We start from the raw sequence: 16,137 nt of genomic DNA, 5'->3' as shown, positions 1-16,137 counted from the left end.
CTCTATTTACAAGGCTTTAAAGGGGTTTTCATCAACACGTTTTGTCCTATAACTCGAATCAAAGCGCTTGCTTGAAGAAAAGGGGCATCTGAGAGATAATGAAACGATATCAAGGAGAACGGGGAATCGGATCATAGACAGGGGGATTTTCGGATGTGGAGAGAATGGATGAATGTCCTGTCGGGCTGGAGTACCACGGCGATCATATGGCGCCTGGCAATCGCGACAGTCATGGGGGCAGTGATAGGAATTGACCGGGGACTGAAGCGGCGGGGCGCGGGAATCAAGACGCACGCCCTGGTCTGTCTGGGATCGGCGCTAGTCATGCTGACCAGTCAGTATATGATGATCCAGTTCGACCGGCAGGCGGACTTAGCCCGGCTGGGAGCGCAGGTCATCAGCGGGGTCGGTTTCCTCGGTGTGGGGACCATCCTGATCACGGAGAAGCAGAGAATAAAGGGGCTTACGACGGCAGCAGGTCTCTGGACCTGTGCCTGTGTGGGACTGGCCGTGGGTATCGGCTTTGTGGAGGGGGCGATCTACGCCCTGCTCTTCATCGCGGTTGTCCTTCGCATCTTAAACCGCCTGGACCTCTTCCTGCAGAGACACGCCAAGGTCTTCGATCTTTATCTGGAACTGGAGGACGGAAAGAGCATCGAGTCCTTTCTTCAGAAGATGCGGGACCGGAACGTGAAGACAGAACTGATTGAGACCCGGAAGATGCAGGAGCCCTGGCAGTACACCTCTCTTGTGATCTCCCTTGAGATGGACCATTTCGGGGAGCGGTCCGATCTGATCCGGGACATTCGGGAACTCGACTATGTGCATTATGTGGAAGAAATGTAGAGAGAAGAGAGGCATCGGTGATAAGATATATGATATAAGAGATGAGCGGTAAGCGCCGAAGAACGCAGAGTTTGCGGTCTGTGCTTATGGCTTGCGGGCGAGAGCTTTCATAGAGGGAGGTCAGACATGGCAGTAGAATACGCATTCGGAATTGACATCGGCGGAACCACCGTCAAGATCGGAATCTTCACGGATGACGGCAGACTGGATGATAAGTGGGAGATTCCGACCCGCACAGAGAACAACGGAGAGATGATCTTAGACGACATCTCAGGCTCCATCCGAGACTATCTGGAGAAGAAGGAGATCGGTGAGGACAAGATCCTGGGGATCGGAATCGACGTGCCCGGCCCGGTCCTGGGCGCCTCCGTGGTCAATAAATGTGTTAATCTGGGCTGGGGTGTGACCGATGTGGCCGCTAAGATGCGGATGCTGACAGGCATCGAGAATATCCGGGTGGCCAATGACGCCAATGCGGCCGCCCTCGGAGAGATGTGGCAGGGCGGCGGCCAGGGCCATGACAATGTGGTTATGATTACGCTCGGCACCGGCGTCGGCGGCGGCGTCATCTTGAACGGTCAGATCGTCGAGGGGAACTTCGGGGCCGGCGGTGAGATCGGACATATGATTGTGAACCCGCACGAGAAGCAGGTATGCGGCTGCGGGAAGAAGGGGCATCTGGAGCAGTATTCCTCTGCGACGGGGATTGTCCGCAAGGCCAATGAAGTACTGGCGTCTGACAAGAGGGACTCCTCTCTGCGCAAGCTCGACAAGCTGACCGCCAAGGATGTCTACAATGCGGCCAAGAAGGGGGACGAACTTGCCCTTGAGATTACGGACTTCGTCGGCCGCACGCTGGGCATGGCCTGTGCCCGCATTTCTACGGTCATCGATCCTGAGATCTATGTCATCGGCGGCGGTGTCTCCAAGGCCGGCGAGATCCTCCTTGAGAGCATAAAGAAGTACTTCGTCGAGGAGGCCTTCCACGCATCCGAGGAGGCCCGCTTCGCCCTGGCGACCCTGGGAAATGATGCCGGCATGTACGGGGCGGTCAAGATGGTCCTGTGAGGAGGCCGGCAGAGACGCTTCCCTTTTGCTTCTAGACTCTGGTCTTCGGAATTCGAAGGGTTACCTCCGTCCCCCGTCCCGGCTCAGACCGATAGCTGAGCCCATACTCCGGCCCGTAGAGGAGCTGCAGACGGGAGTGAATGTTGTAGATGGCGACATTGGCTCCCCGGCTCCTGGACATGGGGGTGCAGGTCAGAAGACGGTCGATCTGCGCCTGGTCCATCCCGATCCCGTCGTCCGAGATCAACAGGTAGATGGCGTCGTCCTCCCAGGCAGTGATGACGATGGTGCCGGTCGGAGGATCCTTCTCCCGAATACCGTGCAGGACGGCGTTCTCCAGGATGGGCTGGAGGGTCAGCTTGGGGATCCGGCAGGAGCCGATCGCATCCGGGACATCCACGACCAGGTCGATGGCATCGTCAAATCGCATATTCTGCAGCCGGACATAGGTACTGGCGTGCTCGATCTCATCTTCAATCGTGGAGATGGGATCTTTTTTTGACAGGGTCAGCTTATAGAAGCGGGATAGATCCATGACAATTCTGCTGACCTTGTCATACTGCCTGGCCTGGGCCGTCCAGTGGATCAAATCCATTGTGTTATAGAGAAAATGCGGATTGATCTGCGCCTGCAGGGCATTGAATTCCGCGATGGTCTTCTCCTCAGAGATCCGCTTCTGCTCGGCGACAAGCTCATTGATCCGGTCGGCCATATAGTTATAGGAGCTCACCAGCTGTCCGATCTCATCCCCATAGGGGGAGGGGGGCAGGGGAGCGGGGGTGTCGCCGGCCTTGACCTGGGACATCTGCCGGGACACCCGGCGAATGCGCCGGACAATGGATCCGGCCAGAAGCTCGGCGATGAAGACACCGCCGACAATGCAGGCCAGGATGATACCGAGATAGCGCAGGATGATCCGGTTTCCCTGGTCGATCAGACTGCTCTTGGGAATAATGGTGACCAGGTACCAGGCCGGGCCGGGGATCTTGTAGAAGGCGGCATAGACATCAGCACCCAGAACCTTCTTCTCCACGAAGGCGTTGGAGGATTCCAGGTAGCTTGTGATCTGCTGGTAGTCGACCCGGTAGGTGGCAGCCCGGGCAACGTCGGTCTCGGCGATGATCTGATTGCGGTCGTTGATCAGATAGGAGACTCCCTTGGGAAAGGTCAGGTTCTCGCCCAGGGCTTGGCGGTAGATATCCGAGGAGTAATAGATGGTCAGATAGCCGGAGCAGACCTTGCCCCGGAAGAGGAAGCTGAAGCGGCGGATGTAAGCACTGTCCCCGTAGGTCTTCGCCTCGAGGGGGCCCAGATAAGAGGAGGGGCAGAAGAGGTGGTCCAGGGAGGAACCCTGGAAGATGCCATACCAATAGCGGCCCTTGGCCTGGGTCAGAGGGGCGAAGACCGAGGAGGCGGGTCCGGCGAAGAAGTCTGCATCTTCGGGCAGATCGATATAGATACGCGTCTGATAGCCCTCGGCTTGGTAGGCGTGGACCTTGGTCAGAAAGTTCTGCGCGGGACTTGAATCCGCCGCCTCCGTGAAGTCTGCGGGGGCAGCGGACAAGAAGAGGTCCTGATAGTAGGCCGAGGAGGAGAGATCATTGGCGACATTCTGGACACGGATGGCCAGGGCCCGCAGGACCGGAGAGGCCGCAGCCGAGGATTTCTGGGCCTGGGAGATGGTGTTGGAGATCACGATATCGCGAAAATCCGAGGAGAAGGCGAGGCCGATCGAGAGGGCGGGGATAATGACGGCAGCCAGGAGGACGGCGGAGAGCTTGGTGCGGATTTTCAGGTTCAGAAAGAACTTCTTCATGGGAATGAGACCTCTTTATTTCGAGAGCTTTTCACGGAACTCAGTGGGGGAGAGCCCGGTCGACTTTCGGAAGCTCTTGCTGAAATAGTTGCCGTCGTTGTAGCCAACCATGCCGGAGATGTCGCTGATCCGATTTCTGGGATCAGCCAGGAGCTGCTTGGCCCGTTCCATTCGAAAATCGGTCAGATATCCGTTTAAGGTCTGTCCGGTCTCACTCTTGAAGAAGGTGCAGAGATAGGAGAGGGAGAGGTTGGCATAGTCCGCGATCTCCTTGACCGAGAGGGAGGCACGGCCGTAGTGCAGGCTGATGTAGCTCTTAATCAGGTAGATGGTCTGATTCTCCGGGGCCTGCGAAGACCGGTCCTTGAAATAGGACCGGATCTCCTCCACAAGCATTCGATGGAGATCCTCCAGGCAGAAGCAGGAATGAAGCCGGTCCGGGACGGATTCCACGGGGATCAGTCCGGATTTTGCGATTCCCTGCCGGTGCCGGACCTGCTCGATCTCCCGAACCAGATCGATATAGAGAGATTTGACCCGGCTCGGAAGCAGGCCACAGTCGGCCTGACAGCGGTCAAAGAGACGGTCGCTGCAGCGCAGAGACTCTTTCTCCTGACCGTTTGAGAGGGCGGTCTTAAGGAGAAGGCCGATATCTTCCGGGTCTGTCTGGGAGCCGGTCTCCCGGACAAGCCGGTCTTCCCGGGTCAGAACGCTGCCCGGCGGGCAGAAGAAGGCCCTTTGCAGGAGGACAATAGCGGACTGAAAGGAGTCGTAGACCCGGCGGATTCCGTGCTCGATTGTCCCGACGGCGATGTAGTAGTTTCCGAAGGGAAGGAAGGCCTCCCGGAGGAAGCTGATGGCGGGATCAATCCGGCGGGGCCTGAAGTCCTGCCCGCTGTAAATATGATAGACCACATAGTAGAGGTGCTTTTCGCTCGAAATGACGTGGAGATGGTCTCGGGCCAGAATTTGCTTGAGCTTCTGCCGGATCGTGGGGAGCTCTCGGATGATGCCGGAGACATCCTCGAATTTGACGACGATGGAACTTACATAGCGGAACTTGTCGTCCCCGTAGTAGGTACAGTAATCGGACCAGAGCTCGGTGATCCGGTCGGCATCCTGTTCATAGTGGGCGGTGAGAAGGAAGGCCAGGGTCTCTGAGACTTGTTCCAGGGACCGTCTCCGGCTGTCGTGCCGGAGGCGGTTTGCCCGGACCTGGTCCACCGCCTTCTTGAGGGTGGAGGTCAATTCATCGATGTCAATCGGCTTGTCAATATAATTGACTGCGCCCAGTCGGAGGGCAGTCTTCAGATATTCCCGGTCCGTGTAGCCGCTCATGAAGATGGCGACCAGGTCGGGGCTGGTCTCCCGCAGGGTTTGGACCATGGCCAGGCCATCCATCTTGGGCATGCGAATATCGGAGAGAACCAGGTCAACCGGATCCGCTTCTGCCAGCCGGACTCCCTCGGCCCCGTCTCTTGCGCCCGTGACACGGTCGATCCCGAGGCCGGCAAAGTCAATGGAGCCAAGGATCCCCTGCCTGGTCAGTTCTTCATCGTCGACGATCAGCAAATGCATCATATACCCCCGGTATCTCCCCCATGACAGTCTCTAGTCTATCCTATTTGCGCCAGTGAATGACAGAAAAAAATTACCCCGGATCCGAAAATTTTCCTCTTTTTGCGGTGGGAAGGCCCTGTTAGCATAAAGTTTAGAGAAAATACGCGAAAAGGGGGACCGAGACTTGTCTGATTACATATTGGAATTAAAGGGGATCACCAAGATCTTCCCCGGGGTCAAGGCGCTGAATCAGGTGCAGTTCCAACTCAAAAGGGGAGAGATTCATGCCCTGATGGGGGAGAACGGCGCCGGGAAATCAACCTTTATCAAGGTGATCACGGGGGTTCACCGGGCGGAAGAGGGAGAGATGTTCCTGGAGGGGGAGAGGGTCTCCTTCCGAGGGCCAAGGGATGCGCAGATGGCGGGAATTGCCGCGGTCTATCAGCATCCGACATCCTATCCTGATCTGTCTGTGACAGAGAATATATTCATGAACCACGAGCGGATCAAGGCCGGCTTCATGCAGTGGAAGGAGATGAACCGTCTGGCCCAGGAATATCTGGATCAGCTGGATGCTGACTTCAAGAGCACGGCGGAGATGGGAACCCTCTCGGTGGCCCAGCAGCAGATGGTTGAGATCGCCAAGGCCGTATCCACTCATGCCAAGATCGTGATCCTGGACGAGCCCACGGCGGCCCTGACGGCCAATGAGTCCGAGAAACTCTATAAGATCGTAGAGAAGCTGCGGGACGATGGCGTCTCCATTATCTTCATCTCCCACCGCTTTGAGGACATGTACCGGCTGGCGTCCAGGGTCACGGTCTTTCGCGACAGCCGGTATATCGGAACATACAAGGTTGATGAGATCACCAACGCCCAGCTGATCAAGCATATGGTCGGCCGTGAAATCAGTGATATGTATCCCAAGGAGACGGTCGAATTCGGCCACGATATGCTCCGGGTTGAGAACTTGTCAAGAACCGGCTACTTCAAGGATGTTAGCTTCCATGTCAGGGCCGGGGAGATCGTCGGCCTGACCGGCCTGGTCGGCGCCGGCCGGACCGAGGTGGTTGAGGCCATCTGCGGAATCACCGGCCACAAGGGGGGAAAGGTCTTCGTAGAGGGCAAGGAGGTTCACATCAAGAACCCGACCGCATCCAAGAAGCTGGGACTGGTCCTCCTGCCGGAGGACCGGCAGAAGACGGGATTGATCATGAACTGGGGACTGGGACGCAATGTCACCCTTCCGATCTATGATCGAATCTCAAAGAGGGGATTTACCGATGAGAAGCGGGAGCGGGCCATAGCGAAGGAGGTGCTCGAGGGGGTTGACACCAAGGCGGTCAGCATCTTCGATGCGGCATCCACTCTCTCCGGCGGAAATCAGCAGAAGGTCGTGGTGGCCAAGGCTCTGGCCCAGGACAACATGAAGATCGTCATCATGGACGAGCCCACCAAGGGCGTCGATGTCGGGGCCAAGGCGGAGATCTATGCGATTATGAGCAGGCTTGCCAAGCAGGGATACGCCATCATTATGGTCTCCTCGGAGATGCCTGAGATCCTTGGTATGTGCGATCGAATTTATGTCATGTGCAAGGGGAGGATCACGGGAGAGCTTCCCGCTGACCGGGCGAGTCAGGAGAAGATTCTGGAGCTTGCCATGGAGAAGGAGTCAGGGGGGAAGGAAGCGTAATGGAGAAGAAATCAATATTCAAGAAGCTCGGCGGATCGCGCGAGATATCTCTGCTGCTGATTCTTGTTGTCCTGATCGGTCTGGTATCGATCAAGTCGCCCGGCTTTCTGTCCATGCAGAACATCACGGAGATCCTCAAGAATAATTCTGTGACTATGATCCTATCCCTGGGCATGCTCATGGTCCTCCTGATCGGGGGGATTGATATCTCTGTCGCCTCTACGCTTGGATTTGCGGGGATGACGGTTGGTATGCTCTTTAAGACCGGCCTGGTCTCAAGCACCCTCTTGGGCTTTCTCATTGCCATCGGCATGGGGGCGGTCTGCGGGCTGGTCGTCGGATTGATTATTTCCTACGGAAGAGTTGCCCCGATCATCTGCACGATGGGCGCCATGTATATCTACCGGGGCCTGGCCTATCTGGTGGCCAATGACCAGTGGGCCGGCGCGGATGCCCTGGGGGAGTTCAAGAACTTCGCCCTGACCAAAACTCTGGGAATCAACCATGTCATCCTGGTCACCATCATCTGCTACATCCTGTTTTTCGTGATCCTAAAGTGGACCAAGTTCGGCCGAAATATCTATGCGGTCGGCTCCAATGAGGAGGCGGCGGGCATTTCCGGCATCAATGTCCACGGGGTGAAGATTGCGGTCTACACCATGATGGGAACCCTGGCGGGATTGTCTGGAGCCCTCTCCACATCGGTCTACGCGTCAGCCCAGCCCAATATGCAGTACGGCAAGGAGATGGATGTCATCGCGGCCTGCGTCATCGGCGGAGTCAGCATGAGCGGCGGAAGAGGAAGCGTGGCGGGAGCCCTCCTCGGAGCCCTGATCCTGGCTGTTATTTCCAAGGCCCTGCCCCTGATCGGGATCGGAGCCCTGGCCCAGAACACCATCAAGGGGGTCCTGATTGTGGCGGTTATCATCGCAAACGTCATCACACAGCGGGCTATGATGCGGTCGACTTTGGAACAGAGAGAAATCTAAGGGGGGTATTATGGCAGGAAAATCTGGAAGAGTGATTGCGACGACGGAAGACAGGTCATTGTCAAGCAGGTTCTTGAGCTGGGAGTCCATGCTGGTTCTCCTATTGATCGTCGTCAACATCATCTGCATCGGCATCTCCCCCGTCTATAACGCGACCAATCTCTTAAGGGAGAGTCCCAAGTATCTGGCGGAGATCTTTCTTCTCTTTCCCATGGCCTTCATCTTGCTTCTGGGAGAGATCGACATTTCGGTGGGCTCCATCGTATGCCTGTGCGCGACAACCGCAGGCATGGCGTCCAACCTCAAGCTGCCCTTCATCGGAGTGATTCTCCTGACGCTTGCCGTGGGACTCATCTGCGGAGCGGTCAATGGCCTGCTGGCTGTGGAATTTCGGGAGCTCCCGACCATGATTATCACCCTGGGAACCCAGATCATATACCGTGGGATCGCAGAGTTGATGCTGGGAGAGGGAGGATCCGTCTCCATCAAGGATTTCCGCGGGTTCAAGGCGCTGTCCACCAAGATCGGCCCCTTCCCCATCAGCTTCTTCCTTGTTGTGGCAGCCGGCATCGTCTTCATCCTGGTCGCCTCAAGAATGAACTACGGGCGGAGGCTGTACGCGATCGGAAGCAATGCGAGAACCTCTTTCTATTCGGGGATTAAGGTCAAGCAGACCATCTTCACCGCTTATGCTCTGATGGGATTCTTCTCCGGGCTTGCCGCTCTCTTTTTGACGGCGGCTACCTATGGGGCCAACACCACGACCGGCAAGGGCTTCGAGATGGACGCCATCGCCATGGCCGTATTCGGTGGAATCTCAACCACAGGAGGAAAGGGAAGGATCTTGGGGGCGTTTATCGCAGCCTTTACCATTCTCTGCCTCAGGGTCGGTCTGGGACAGAAGAACTTAAATTCTCAGATCATCCTGATCATCATCGGAATCCTCTTGATTGTCTCCGTATTGATCCCCAATATCTCCGGCGGGATCAAGACCAGGAGGAAGACAGCATAGATACCGGAATATGAATGTCCAAAAGGACTCATAGAAATATAGGGGTTTACAGAAGGAGGAAAAACCATGAGAAAGAAATTACTGAGTTTGCTTTTGTGTGCGACGATGGCGGTGGGGCTTTTTGCCGCGTGCGGCGCGGACAACAAGAAGGATGATTCCGCCAAGTCAGGAGACCAGTCCAAGACGGAGAGTGCCTCCGGCAAGACCTTCGCATTTGTCCCAAAGAGTGCCGGAAATCCCTTCAATGAGAAGGCGGCAGAGGGCTTCCAGAATGCAGTCAAGAAGCTGGGCGGAAAGGCAGTGGTCCAGTATCCGGAATCTGCCACCGCGGATGCGCAGATCACCGTAATTCAGTCCCTGATCTCCCAGAAGGTGGATTCCATCTGTGTGGCAGCCAATGATGAGAATGCACTGGCAGCTGCCCTGCAGGAGGCCAAGGATGCGGGAATCAAGGTCTGCTCTGTGGATTCTGCCGTTGCTCCGTCAAGCCGTGCCGTCCATGTCAACCAGGCCGGAACTGACGAGATCGGGTCCGCTCTGATTGAGGCTGTCTATGACATCACCGGCGGAGAGGGACAGTTCGCCATCCTGTCCGCCTCCTCTCAGGCGACCAACCAGAACGCCTGGATCAGCTCCATGAAGTCTTATATGGAGAAGGAGAGCAAGTACTCCAAGCTGGAACTGGTGGAAATCGCCTATGGAGACGATGAGGCGCAGAAGTCCACGGACCAGACCCAGGCCCTCCTGCAGAAGTATCCCAAGCTCAAGGTGATCTGCTCCCCCACAACGGTGGGCATTTCCGCAGCAGCCAAGGTTCTGCAGGACAAGAAGTCTTCCGTCAAGCTGACCGGACTGGGCCTTCCCTCCGAGATGGCTGCCTATATCGGCTCTGATAGCGCGCACTCCTGCCCCTACATGTTCCTCTGGAATCCCATTGACCTGGGAGCTCTCGGAGCTTATACATCGGCAGCGCTTGTGACAGGAAGCATCAAGGGAGCAGAGGGAGATACCTTTAAGTGCGACCTGGGCGACTACAAGGTTGTCAAGGCATCGGACGGCGGAACCGAGATCATCCTGGGTGCGCCCTTCAAGTTCGATCCCAGCAATATCAATGAGTGGAAGAGTGTGTATTGATGGTCAAGGGATTTAAGATGAAGCTCTATCCCGGTCAGGAGGAGGAGTACGAGCGCCGGCACAGGGAACTCTGGCCGCAGATGGCGGATATGATCCATGAGCACGGCGGGAAGAACTACTCCATTTTCCTGGACAAGGAGACCCTGACCCTCTTCGGCTATATCGAGATCGAAGATGAAGGCCTCTGGAGCCGGGGTGCGGACACGGCGATCAACCGCAAGTGGTGGGACTTCATGGCGGACATCATGGAGACCAACCCGGATAACAGCCCGGTGACTGTGGATCTAAAGCCGCTCTTTCACCTGGATTGATGGAATGGAAAGTGAATACAAAGACAAGCCGGCCGACCTGTGGAGTACACGGGGCGGCCGGCTTGATTTGCGGGGAAATCCGGGATTTTTTGCAGACAAACCAGTAAATCGCCGGCTTAAGATACCAAAGAAATACTTGTAAATTTTCCCTGTGCATTTTATTATTGAAAACGAAAACGGAAACGTTTCGGTTTTGCTCTTGCGGGATCGAATCGGGCAGGTCAGTCAAGTGTTTTTCCATCAATTATAGGAGGAAGCCATATGGCATTTGTTACTTCGACTAAGATGTTAAGAGACGCCAAAGAGGGGCACTATGCGGTAGCTGCCTTCAATGTCGAGAACATGGAGATGATCAAGGCGGTGCTTGCCGCCGCAGAAGAGATGCAGGCGCCGGTGATGCTACAGACGACCCCTTCCACAGTGCGGTACGGGACGCTTGAGACTTTCGTCGCCATGGTCCGGGCGGAAGCGGCAAGGAGAGACATCCCTGTATGTCTTCACCTGGACCATGGGGACAGCTTCGAGCTTGCGGTTCGGGCCATCAAGGCCGGTTATACGTCTGTCATGATTGACGGATCAAAGCTGCCCTTCGAGAAGAATGCGGCCCTGACCAAGAGGGTCGTCGATGTGGCTCGTGCCGTCGGCGTTCCGGTAGAAGCGGAGCTGGGCAAGGTCGGGGGGAAGGAAGACGATCTGGAGGTGAGTGAGGACCGGTATACAGATCCGGAGGAGGCCGGGAGATTCGCGGAACAGACCGGAGTATCCTCTCTGGCGGTGGCCATTGGGACGGCTCACGGCTTCTATATCGGGGAACCGGTTCTGGATAAGGACCGGGTCAAAGATATTGCGGCCAGAGTGGAGGCCCCCCTGGTCCTTCACGGGGCCTCCGGCCTCAGTGAGTCGGACGTCAGGGAGTGCGTGTCCAACGGGATGTGCAAGGTCAATTTCGCGACAGAGCTTCGGGCGGCATACACGGATGCCGTCAAGAAGCTACTGGCCTATGACCCCAAGACCTATGACCCCAAGAAACTGGGCATCGTCGGAATAGACGCAGTCAAAGACCAGGTGATCGCCCGCATCAAGATGTGCGGCTGCGGCGGCAAGGCATTTATCTGACTATAAGATGGAGACATAAACCAGGGGATAGAGAGGAGGGACTATGGGAGCGACCATCAAGGATATTGCCCGGGAGACGGGACTGGGTCTGGCGACCATCTCTTCCTACCTGAACGGGTATAGGGTCCGGGAGAAAAACCGGATTAAGATTGAGGCGGCGATTGAGAAGCTGCACTTTGAGCTGAACGAGACCGCACGGGGATTAAAGACGAACCGGACCAGGACGATCGGGATTCTGATCCCAGAGCTCAATAACATATTCTGTGCAGAGATCATATCGGAGGCAGAGGATATCCTTCGGCAGGAAGGCTATGCCACTATGCTGTGTGACTGTCGCTCTGACGCGGATCGGGAGAGAGAAGCCATGGACTTCCTGCTCCGCAGGCGGGTGGACGGACTGATCATCATGCCGACGGGAGAGGACAGGAGGATCCTGGAGAGATTTTTGCTCAGAAAACGACCGGTGGTGGTCCTGGACCGCAAGATCAAGGACTTGGATCTGGACAGCGTGCTTGTGGACAATGAGGGTGCGGCGCGAGAAGCGGTGGACCGGTTTCGGGCCGCCGGGCACACGGAAATCGGCTTGATTGCGGGACCGAGAGAGATCTATACGGCAATGGTCAGAAGGGAGGGCTTCCGCAGAGCTATGACCGAGGCCGGACTGGAGGTCTCGGAGAGCAGGATGATCTGTGGCGACTATACCATTCGGGGCGGCGCCAAGGCCATGCAGAGACTTCATAGGGAGGAGCCGCAGGTAACAGCAGTGCTTGCCTCCAACTATGAGATGACCCTTGGGGCTATGATCGAGATCAATGAGTCGGGAATCCGGGTTCCGGAGGACCTGTCTCTGATCGGTTTCGACAATCTGGAATTCGCCAGGGCGAGCGCACCGCGGCTGGGCATTATGCTGCAGCCCACCAGGCAGATCGCCAGGGAGGCGGTGAGCCTCCTCCTCAAGCGTCTGTCGGGCGATACAGAGACGCCGACGCAGACTGTGGTTCTGCCGACCGAGTACATCGAGGGCAAGTCGGTCCGGAAGATCGGATGAAGAAGTGACGGACAGGGGGAGATGCATGGGCACATATCTGTTGGGGATTGATATCGGGACCAGCGCTTGCAAAATCGTGGTCTTCGACCGGAGAGGCCGTCTGCAGGCGGCTGAAACGGGAAATTATAAGGTGTATTACCCGGAGCCCGGCTGGGCGGAACAGGATCCGGGGGAATGGTGGGCTGCTGTCTGCCGCGCGATTCCAAGGGCCCTGGAGGCGGGGCATATCCGGCCGCAGGAGATCGCGGGGATTGGTCTTGCGGGGCAGAGCTGGTCGGCAGTCGCTCTTAATGCCTCCGGGGAGGTCCTCTGCCGGACTCCGATCTGGATGGACACGAGAGCGGCAGAGATCTGCAGAGAGATGAGTGACAGAATCGGGTCGGACAGGATCCTGGATCTCTGCGGGAATCCCCTGCAGCCCTCCTATACCACAGGTAAGATCCTGTGGTACCGAAGATATGCGCCGGACCTCTATGGGAGCTGTCGGCACATCCTCCAGTCCAACAGCTACATTGCCTACCGGCTGACCGGGGTCCTGTCCCAGGACCTGTCCCAGGGCTATGGTCTTCATTGCTTTGACATGCGAAGGGGCTCTTGGGATGGAGATATGGCAAGAGAGCTGGGGATTGCAGCGGACCTGCTCCCGGAAATCTTCCCCTGTCACGCCGTGATCGGAGGGGTGACAGAGCAGGCCGCAAGAGCGTGTGGGCTCTGCCCGGGAACCCCGGTTGTGGCCGGAGGCCTGGATGCGGCCTGCGGAGCTCTGGGAGCAGGGGTCATACATCCGGGACAGACGCAGGAACAGGGCGGCCAGGCGGGCGGCATGAGCATCTGCACGGACCGGGCCATGGGAGACGCGAGACTGATCCTAAGCTTCCATGTCATGCCCGGCCGCCGGCTCCTGCAGGGAGGGACCACCGGCGGCGGCGGTGTGATGCGGTGGATGGAGAGAGAGCTCGGCGCATACGAGAGAATGATCGCCGGGGATCAGAATAAGCGGTCGCTGGACCTGTTCAACGAACTGGCAGAGGCAGTTCCGGCAGGCAGTGACGGGGTTGTCTTTCTCCCCTATATGGCGGGCGAGCGGTCACCCATCTGGGATCCCAACGCCAAGGGGGTCTTCTATGGCCTGGATTTCTCCAAGACGAAGGGACACTTGATCCGGGCTGCTATGGAGGGGGTTGCTTATTCCCTCAGGCACAACCTGGATGTGGCGGAATCTCTGGGGGCTAAGGCAGAAGTGCTTCGGTCCATGGGGGGCAGCGCCAATTCCCTGGTCTGGACGCAGATCAAGTCTGACATTACGGGAAAGCCGATCGAGGTCCCCGCGTCTGATACGGCCACGAGCTTAGGGGCAGCCCTTCTGGCGGGCGTCGGCGTGGGCCTGTATGAGGATTTCGACCGGGCGGTCGCCGAGACCGTCGAGATCAAGAGGGAGCACAGACCCAATCCGGACAGGAAAGCTGCCTATGAGGCCAATTACCGGGTCTACCTGGAATTATATGAGAATCTGAAGGACATGATGAATCGAGGAGGTATTTTGCCGTGGAGACAATGAAGGCCGGACTTGTGCACGCAAAGTGTGATATTCGCTATGAGGATATCGAAAAACCGGTGCCCGGGGCGGAAGAGGTTCTGATTAAGGTCAAGTACACAGGGATCTGTGGATCGGATCTTCCCCGGGTCAATGCGGATGCGGCCCACTTCTATCCGATTGTCTTGGGGCATGAATTCTCGGGAACGGTAGAGGCGGTCGGTGAGAACGTGACCGGGCTTGAGCCGGGAGACCGGGTGGCCGGAATTCCCCTGGTCCCCTGTATGAAATGCGAGGACTGCCTGAGGGGGAACTACTCCCTCTGCAAACACTACGATTTCATAGGGTCGCACTCCTTCGGGAGCTTCGCCGAGTATGTCTGTGTGCCGCAGACCAATGCCGTCAAGTTTGATAACTCCGTCTCCTTTCGCAAGGGGGCCTTCTTTGAGCCGGCAACCGTGGCCTTGCACGGGCTGGAGAGGACCGGTTATACCGGAGGGAAGACCGTTGCCGTTCTGGGCGGGGGAACCATCGGGATGATGACCCTGCAGTGGGCCAGGATCTTCGGCGCCAAGGCGGTCGTCGTCTTCGATATTGTCGATGAGCGGTTGGAACTGGGCAGACGACTGGGGGCGACCGCAGGAATCAATACGTTGCGGGAAAATTTCATGGAGGAGGTCAGAAAGATCACAGGCGGCAGGGGCTTTGACTATGTCTTTGAGACGGCGGGGAATACCGTCACCATGAAGATGGCCTTTGAGCTTGCGGCCAATAAGGCAGATGTATGTTTTATCGGCACACCCACCAAAGAGCTTCATTTCACAGTAAAAGAGTGGGAGAACTTAAACCGCAAGGAATTCCGTCTGACCGGATCCTGGATGTCTTACAGCGCACCCTTCCCGGGACACGAGTGGGAACTTGTGGCCCACTATTTTGCGACAGGAGACCTGAAGCTGGACGACAGCTTCGTCTATAAAGAGATCCCCCTGAGCAGGATCGCCGAGGCCTTCGAGCTCTATCGCAGGCCGGGAGCGGTCAAGGGAAAGATCTTAATCGACAGCGAGGGATGATTCTTGATACTGACAGTGACATTAAATGCGGCCATTGACAAGCGCTATGTGGTCGAGGGAGCGGGGATCGGCCGGGTCAACCGCGTGATGGAGTGTAGCTTCTGCCCCGGCGGCAAGGGCTTAAATGTATCCAAGCCCGCGGCGATCTTTGGAGCCGATGTGGTGGCCACCGGATTTGTCGGGGGCTATGCCGGCAGTTACATTGAAAATGCCCTGAAGCCGCTCGGAATCAGACCTGCCTTCTATCACATGAAGGAGGAGAGCCGGTCCTGCATCAACATCTGGGACCGGGTCAATCACATCCAGACGGAATACCTGGAACCGGGATTTACGGTCGGAAGAGAGGATTTCGAGGCCTTCCTGGGGCAGTTCCGAACGCTGATTCAAGAGGCGGATGTAGTCGCCATATCCGGTAGCGTGCCGAGGGGACTGGACGGGAGCGCCTACCGGGACCTGATCGGGATATGCAAGGAGGCCGGAAAGAAGGTCATTTTAGACACCAGTGGAGACCTGCTTGAGGCGGGGATTCAGGCGAGGCCCACAATGATCAAGCCCAATATCGATGAGATCGGAATGCTCACGGGAAAGACCTGCAACCGCTTTGATGACATGCTGGACGCAGCGAGGAGGGTACAGGCCGGAGGCATTGAACTGGTTGCGGTGTCTCTGGGAGATGAGGGAGCTTTCGTGGTCAGTGACGAGGGCGTCTTCAGAGCCAGGGTGCCGAAGATCGATGCGGTCAATACGGTGGGCTGCGGGGACGCCATGATCGCGGGCTTTGCGATGGGACTCAGCCAAGGGCTCCCGGTTCCAGAGTGCTTGAGACAGGCAAGCGCCATCTCCGCAGCGGCCGCCCTGCGCGAGGAGACGGGATTTTTCCTCATGGAGGACCGGGCGCGGATCTATCCCATGATCGAGATCGAGAAAGTCTGACCGAATG

General features: G+C 57.1%; 14 protein-coding genes. 12 read left to right on the top strand and 2 right to left on the bottom strand.

The genetic code is table 11. The features are described from left to right. Positions 1-153 precede the first annotated feature (153 nt). Both ACO5R6_RS02525 and ACO5R6_RS02520 read left to right on the top strand, forming a co-directional pair. A complete protein-coding gene (locus tag ACO5R6_RS02525; protein ID WP_485625615.1) occupies positions 154-846 on the top strand; it encodes an MgtC/SapB family protein in 693 nt (230 codons plus the stop codon). A 126-nt stretch (positions 847-972) separates the two neighbouring features. Beyond that, complete coding sequence (locus tag ACO5R6_RS02520; protein ID WP_485625614.1) at positions 973-1,914, top strand: ROK family glucokinase; 942 nt, start codon at positions 973-975, stop codon at positions 1,912-1,914. Positions 1,915-1,945: 31 nt separating this feature from the next. Here ACO5R6_RS02520 and ACO5R6_RS02515 read toward each other — a convergent pair whose 3' ends face one another. Both ACO5R6_RS02515 and ACO5R6_RS02510 read right to left on the bottom strand, forming a co-directional pair. Then, the gene (locus ACO5R6_RS02515) at positions 1,946-3,730 is read right to left on the bottom strand and encodes a sensor histidine kinase (RefSeq protein ID WP_485625613.1); all 1,785 of its coding nucleotides are present in this window, start codon (positions 3,728-3,730) and stop codon (positions 1,946-1,948) included. Positions 3,731-3,745: 15 nt separating this feature from the next. Continuing rightward, a complete protein-coding gene (locus ACO5R6_RS02510) occupies positions 3,746-5,308 on the bottom strand; it encodes a response regulator transcription factor (protein WP_485625612.1) in 1,563 nt (520 codons plus the stop codon). Between the two features lie 166 nt (positions 5,309-5,474). On the opposite strand from ACO5R6_RS02510, the gene ACO5R6_RS02505 reads away from it, so the two are divergent. From ACO5R6_RS02505 to pfkB, 10 genes are all read left to right on the top strand, one after another. Further along, positions 5,475-6,983: a sugar ABC transporter ATP-binding protein gene (locus tag ACO5R6_RS02505; RefSeq protein ID WP_485625611.1), complete on the top strand. Its 1,509-nt coding sequence runs from the start codon at positions 5,475-5,477 to the stop codon at positions 6,981-6,983. Beyond that, positions 6,983-7,972, top strand: a complete 990-nt coding sequence (locus ACO5R6_RS02500) for an ABC transporter permease (RefSeq protein ID WP_485625610.1) — start codon at positions 6,983-6,985, stop codon at positions 7,970-7,972. The genes ACO5R6_RS02505 and ACO5R6_RS02500 overlap by 1 nt, the downstream gene beginning before the upstream one ends. Positions 7,973-7,982: 10 nt before the next feature. After that, a complete protein-coding gene (locus ACO5R6_RS02495; protein WP_485625609.1) occupies positions 7,983-8,984 on the top strand; it encodes an ABC transporter permease in 1,002 nt (333 codons plus the stop codon). Positions 8,985-9,050: 66 nt separating this feature from the next. Continuing rightward, positions 9,051-10,118, top strand: a complete 1,068-nt coding sequence (locus ACO5R6_RS02490; RefSeq protein ID WP_485625608.1) for a rhamnose ABC transporter substrate-binding protein — start codon at positions 9,051-9,053, stop codon at positions 10,116-10,118. Then, positions 10,118-10,429: an L-rhamnose mutarotase gene (rhaM, locus tag ACO5R6_RS02485; RefSeq protein ID WP_485625607.1), complete on the top strand. Its 312-nt coding sequence runs from the start codon at positions 10,118-10,120 to the stop codon at positions 10,427-10,429. Before ACO5R6_RS02490 ends, rhaM begins: the two co-directional genes overlap by 1 nt. A gap of 261 nt (positions 10,430-10,690) precedes the next feature. Beyond that, positions 10,691-11,545: a class II fructose-bisphosphate aldolase gene (locus ACO5R6_RS02480; RefSeq protein ID WP_485625606.1), complete on the top strand. Its 855-nt coding sequence runs from the start codon at positions 10,691-10,693 to the stop codon at positions 11,543-11,545. A 43-nt stretch (positions 11,546-11,588) separates the two neighbouring features. After that, a complete protein-coding gene (locus ACO5R6_RS02475) occupies positions 11,589-12,593 on the top strand; it encodes a LacI family DNA-binding transcriptional regulator (protein WP_485625605.1) in 1,005 nt (334 codons plus the stop codon). A gap of 25 nt (positions 12,594-12,618) precedes the next feature. Continuing rightward, entirely contained in the window at positions 12,619-14,151 is a 1,533-nt protein-coding gene (locus tag ACO5R6_RS02470; protein ID WP_485625604.1) for a xylulokinase, read from the top strand. Further along, positions 14,148-15,197 (top strand): galactitol-1-phosphate 5-dehydrogenase, encoded by a 1,050-nt coding sequence (locus ACO5R6_RS02465; protein ID WP_485625617.1) that lies wholly within the window; start codon positions 14,148-14,150, stop codon positions 15,195-15,197. Before ACO5R6_RS02470 ends, ACO5R6_RS02465 begins: the two co-directional genes overlap by 4 nt. Before the next feature lie 3 nt (positions 15,198-15,200). Beyond that, positions 15,201-16,130, top strand: coding sequence for a 1-phosphofructokinase (gene pfkB, locus ACO5R6_RS02460; protein ID WP_485625603.1), 930 nt, complete (start codon positions 15,201-15,203; stop codon positions 16,128-16,130). Positions 16,131-16,137 lie beyond the last annotated feature (7 nt).

The organism is Shuttleworthella sp. (assembly GCF_057251025.1).
This window is presented reverse-complemented; position numbering and strand designations above follow the sequence as displayed.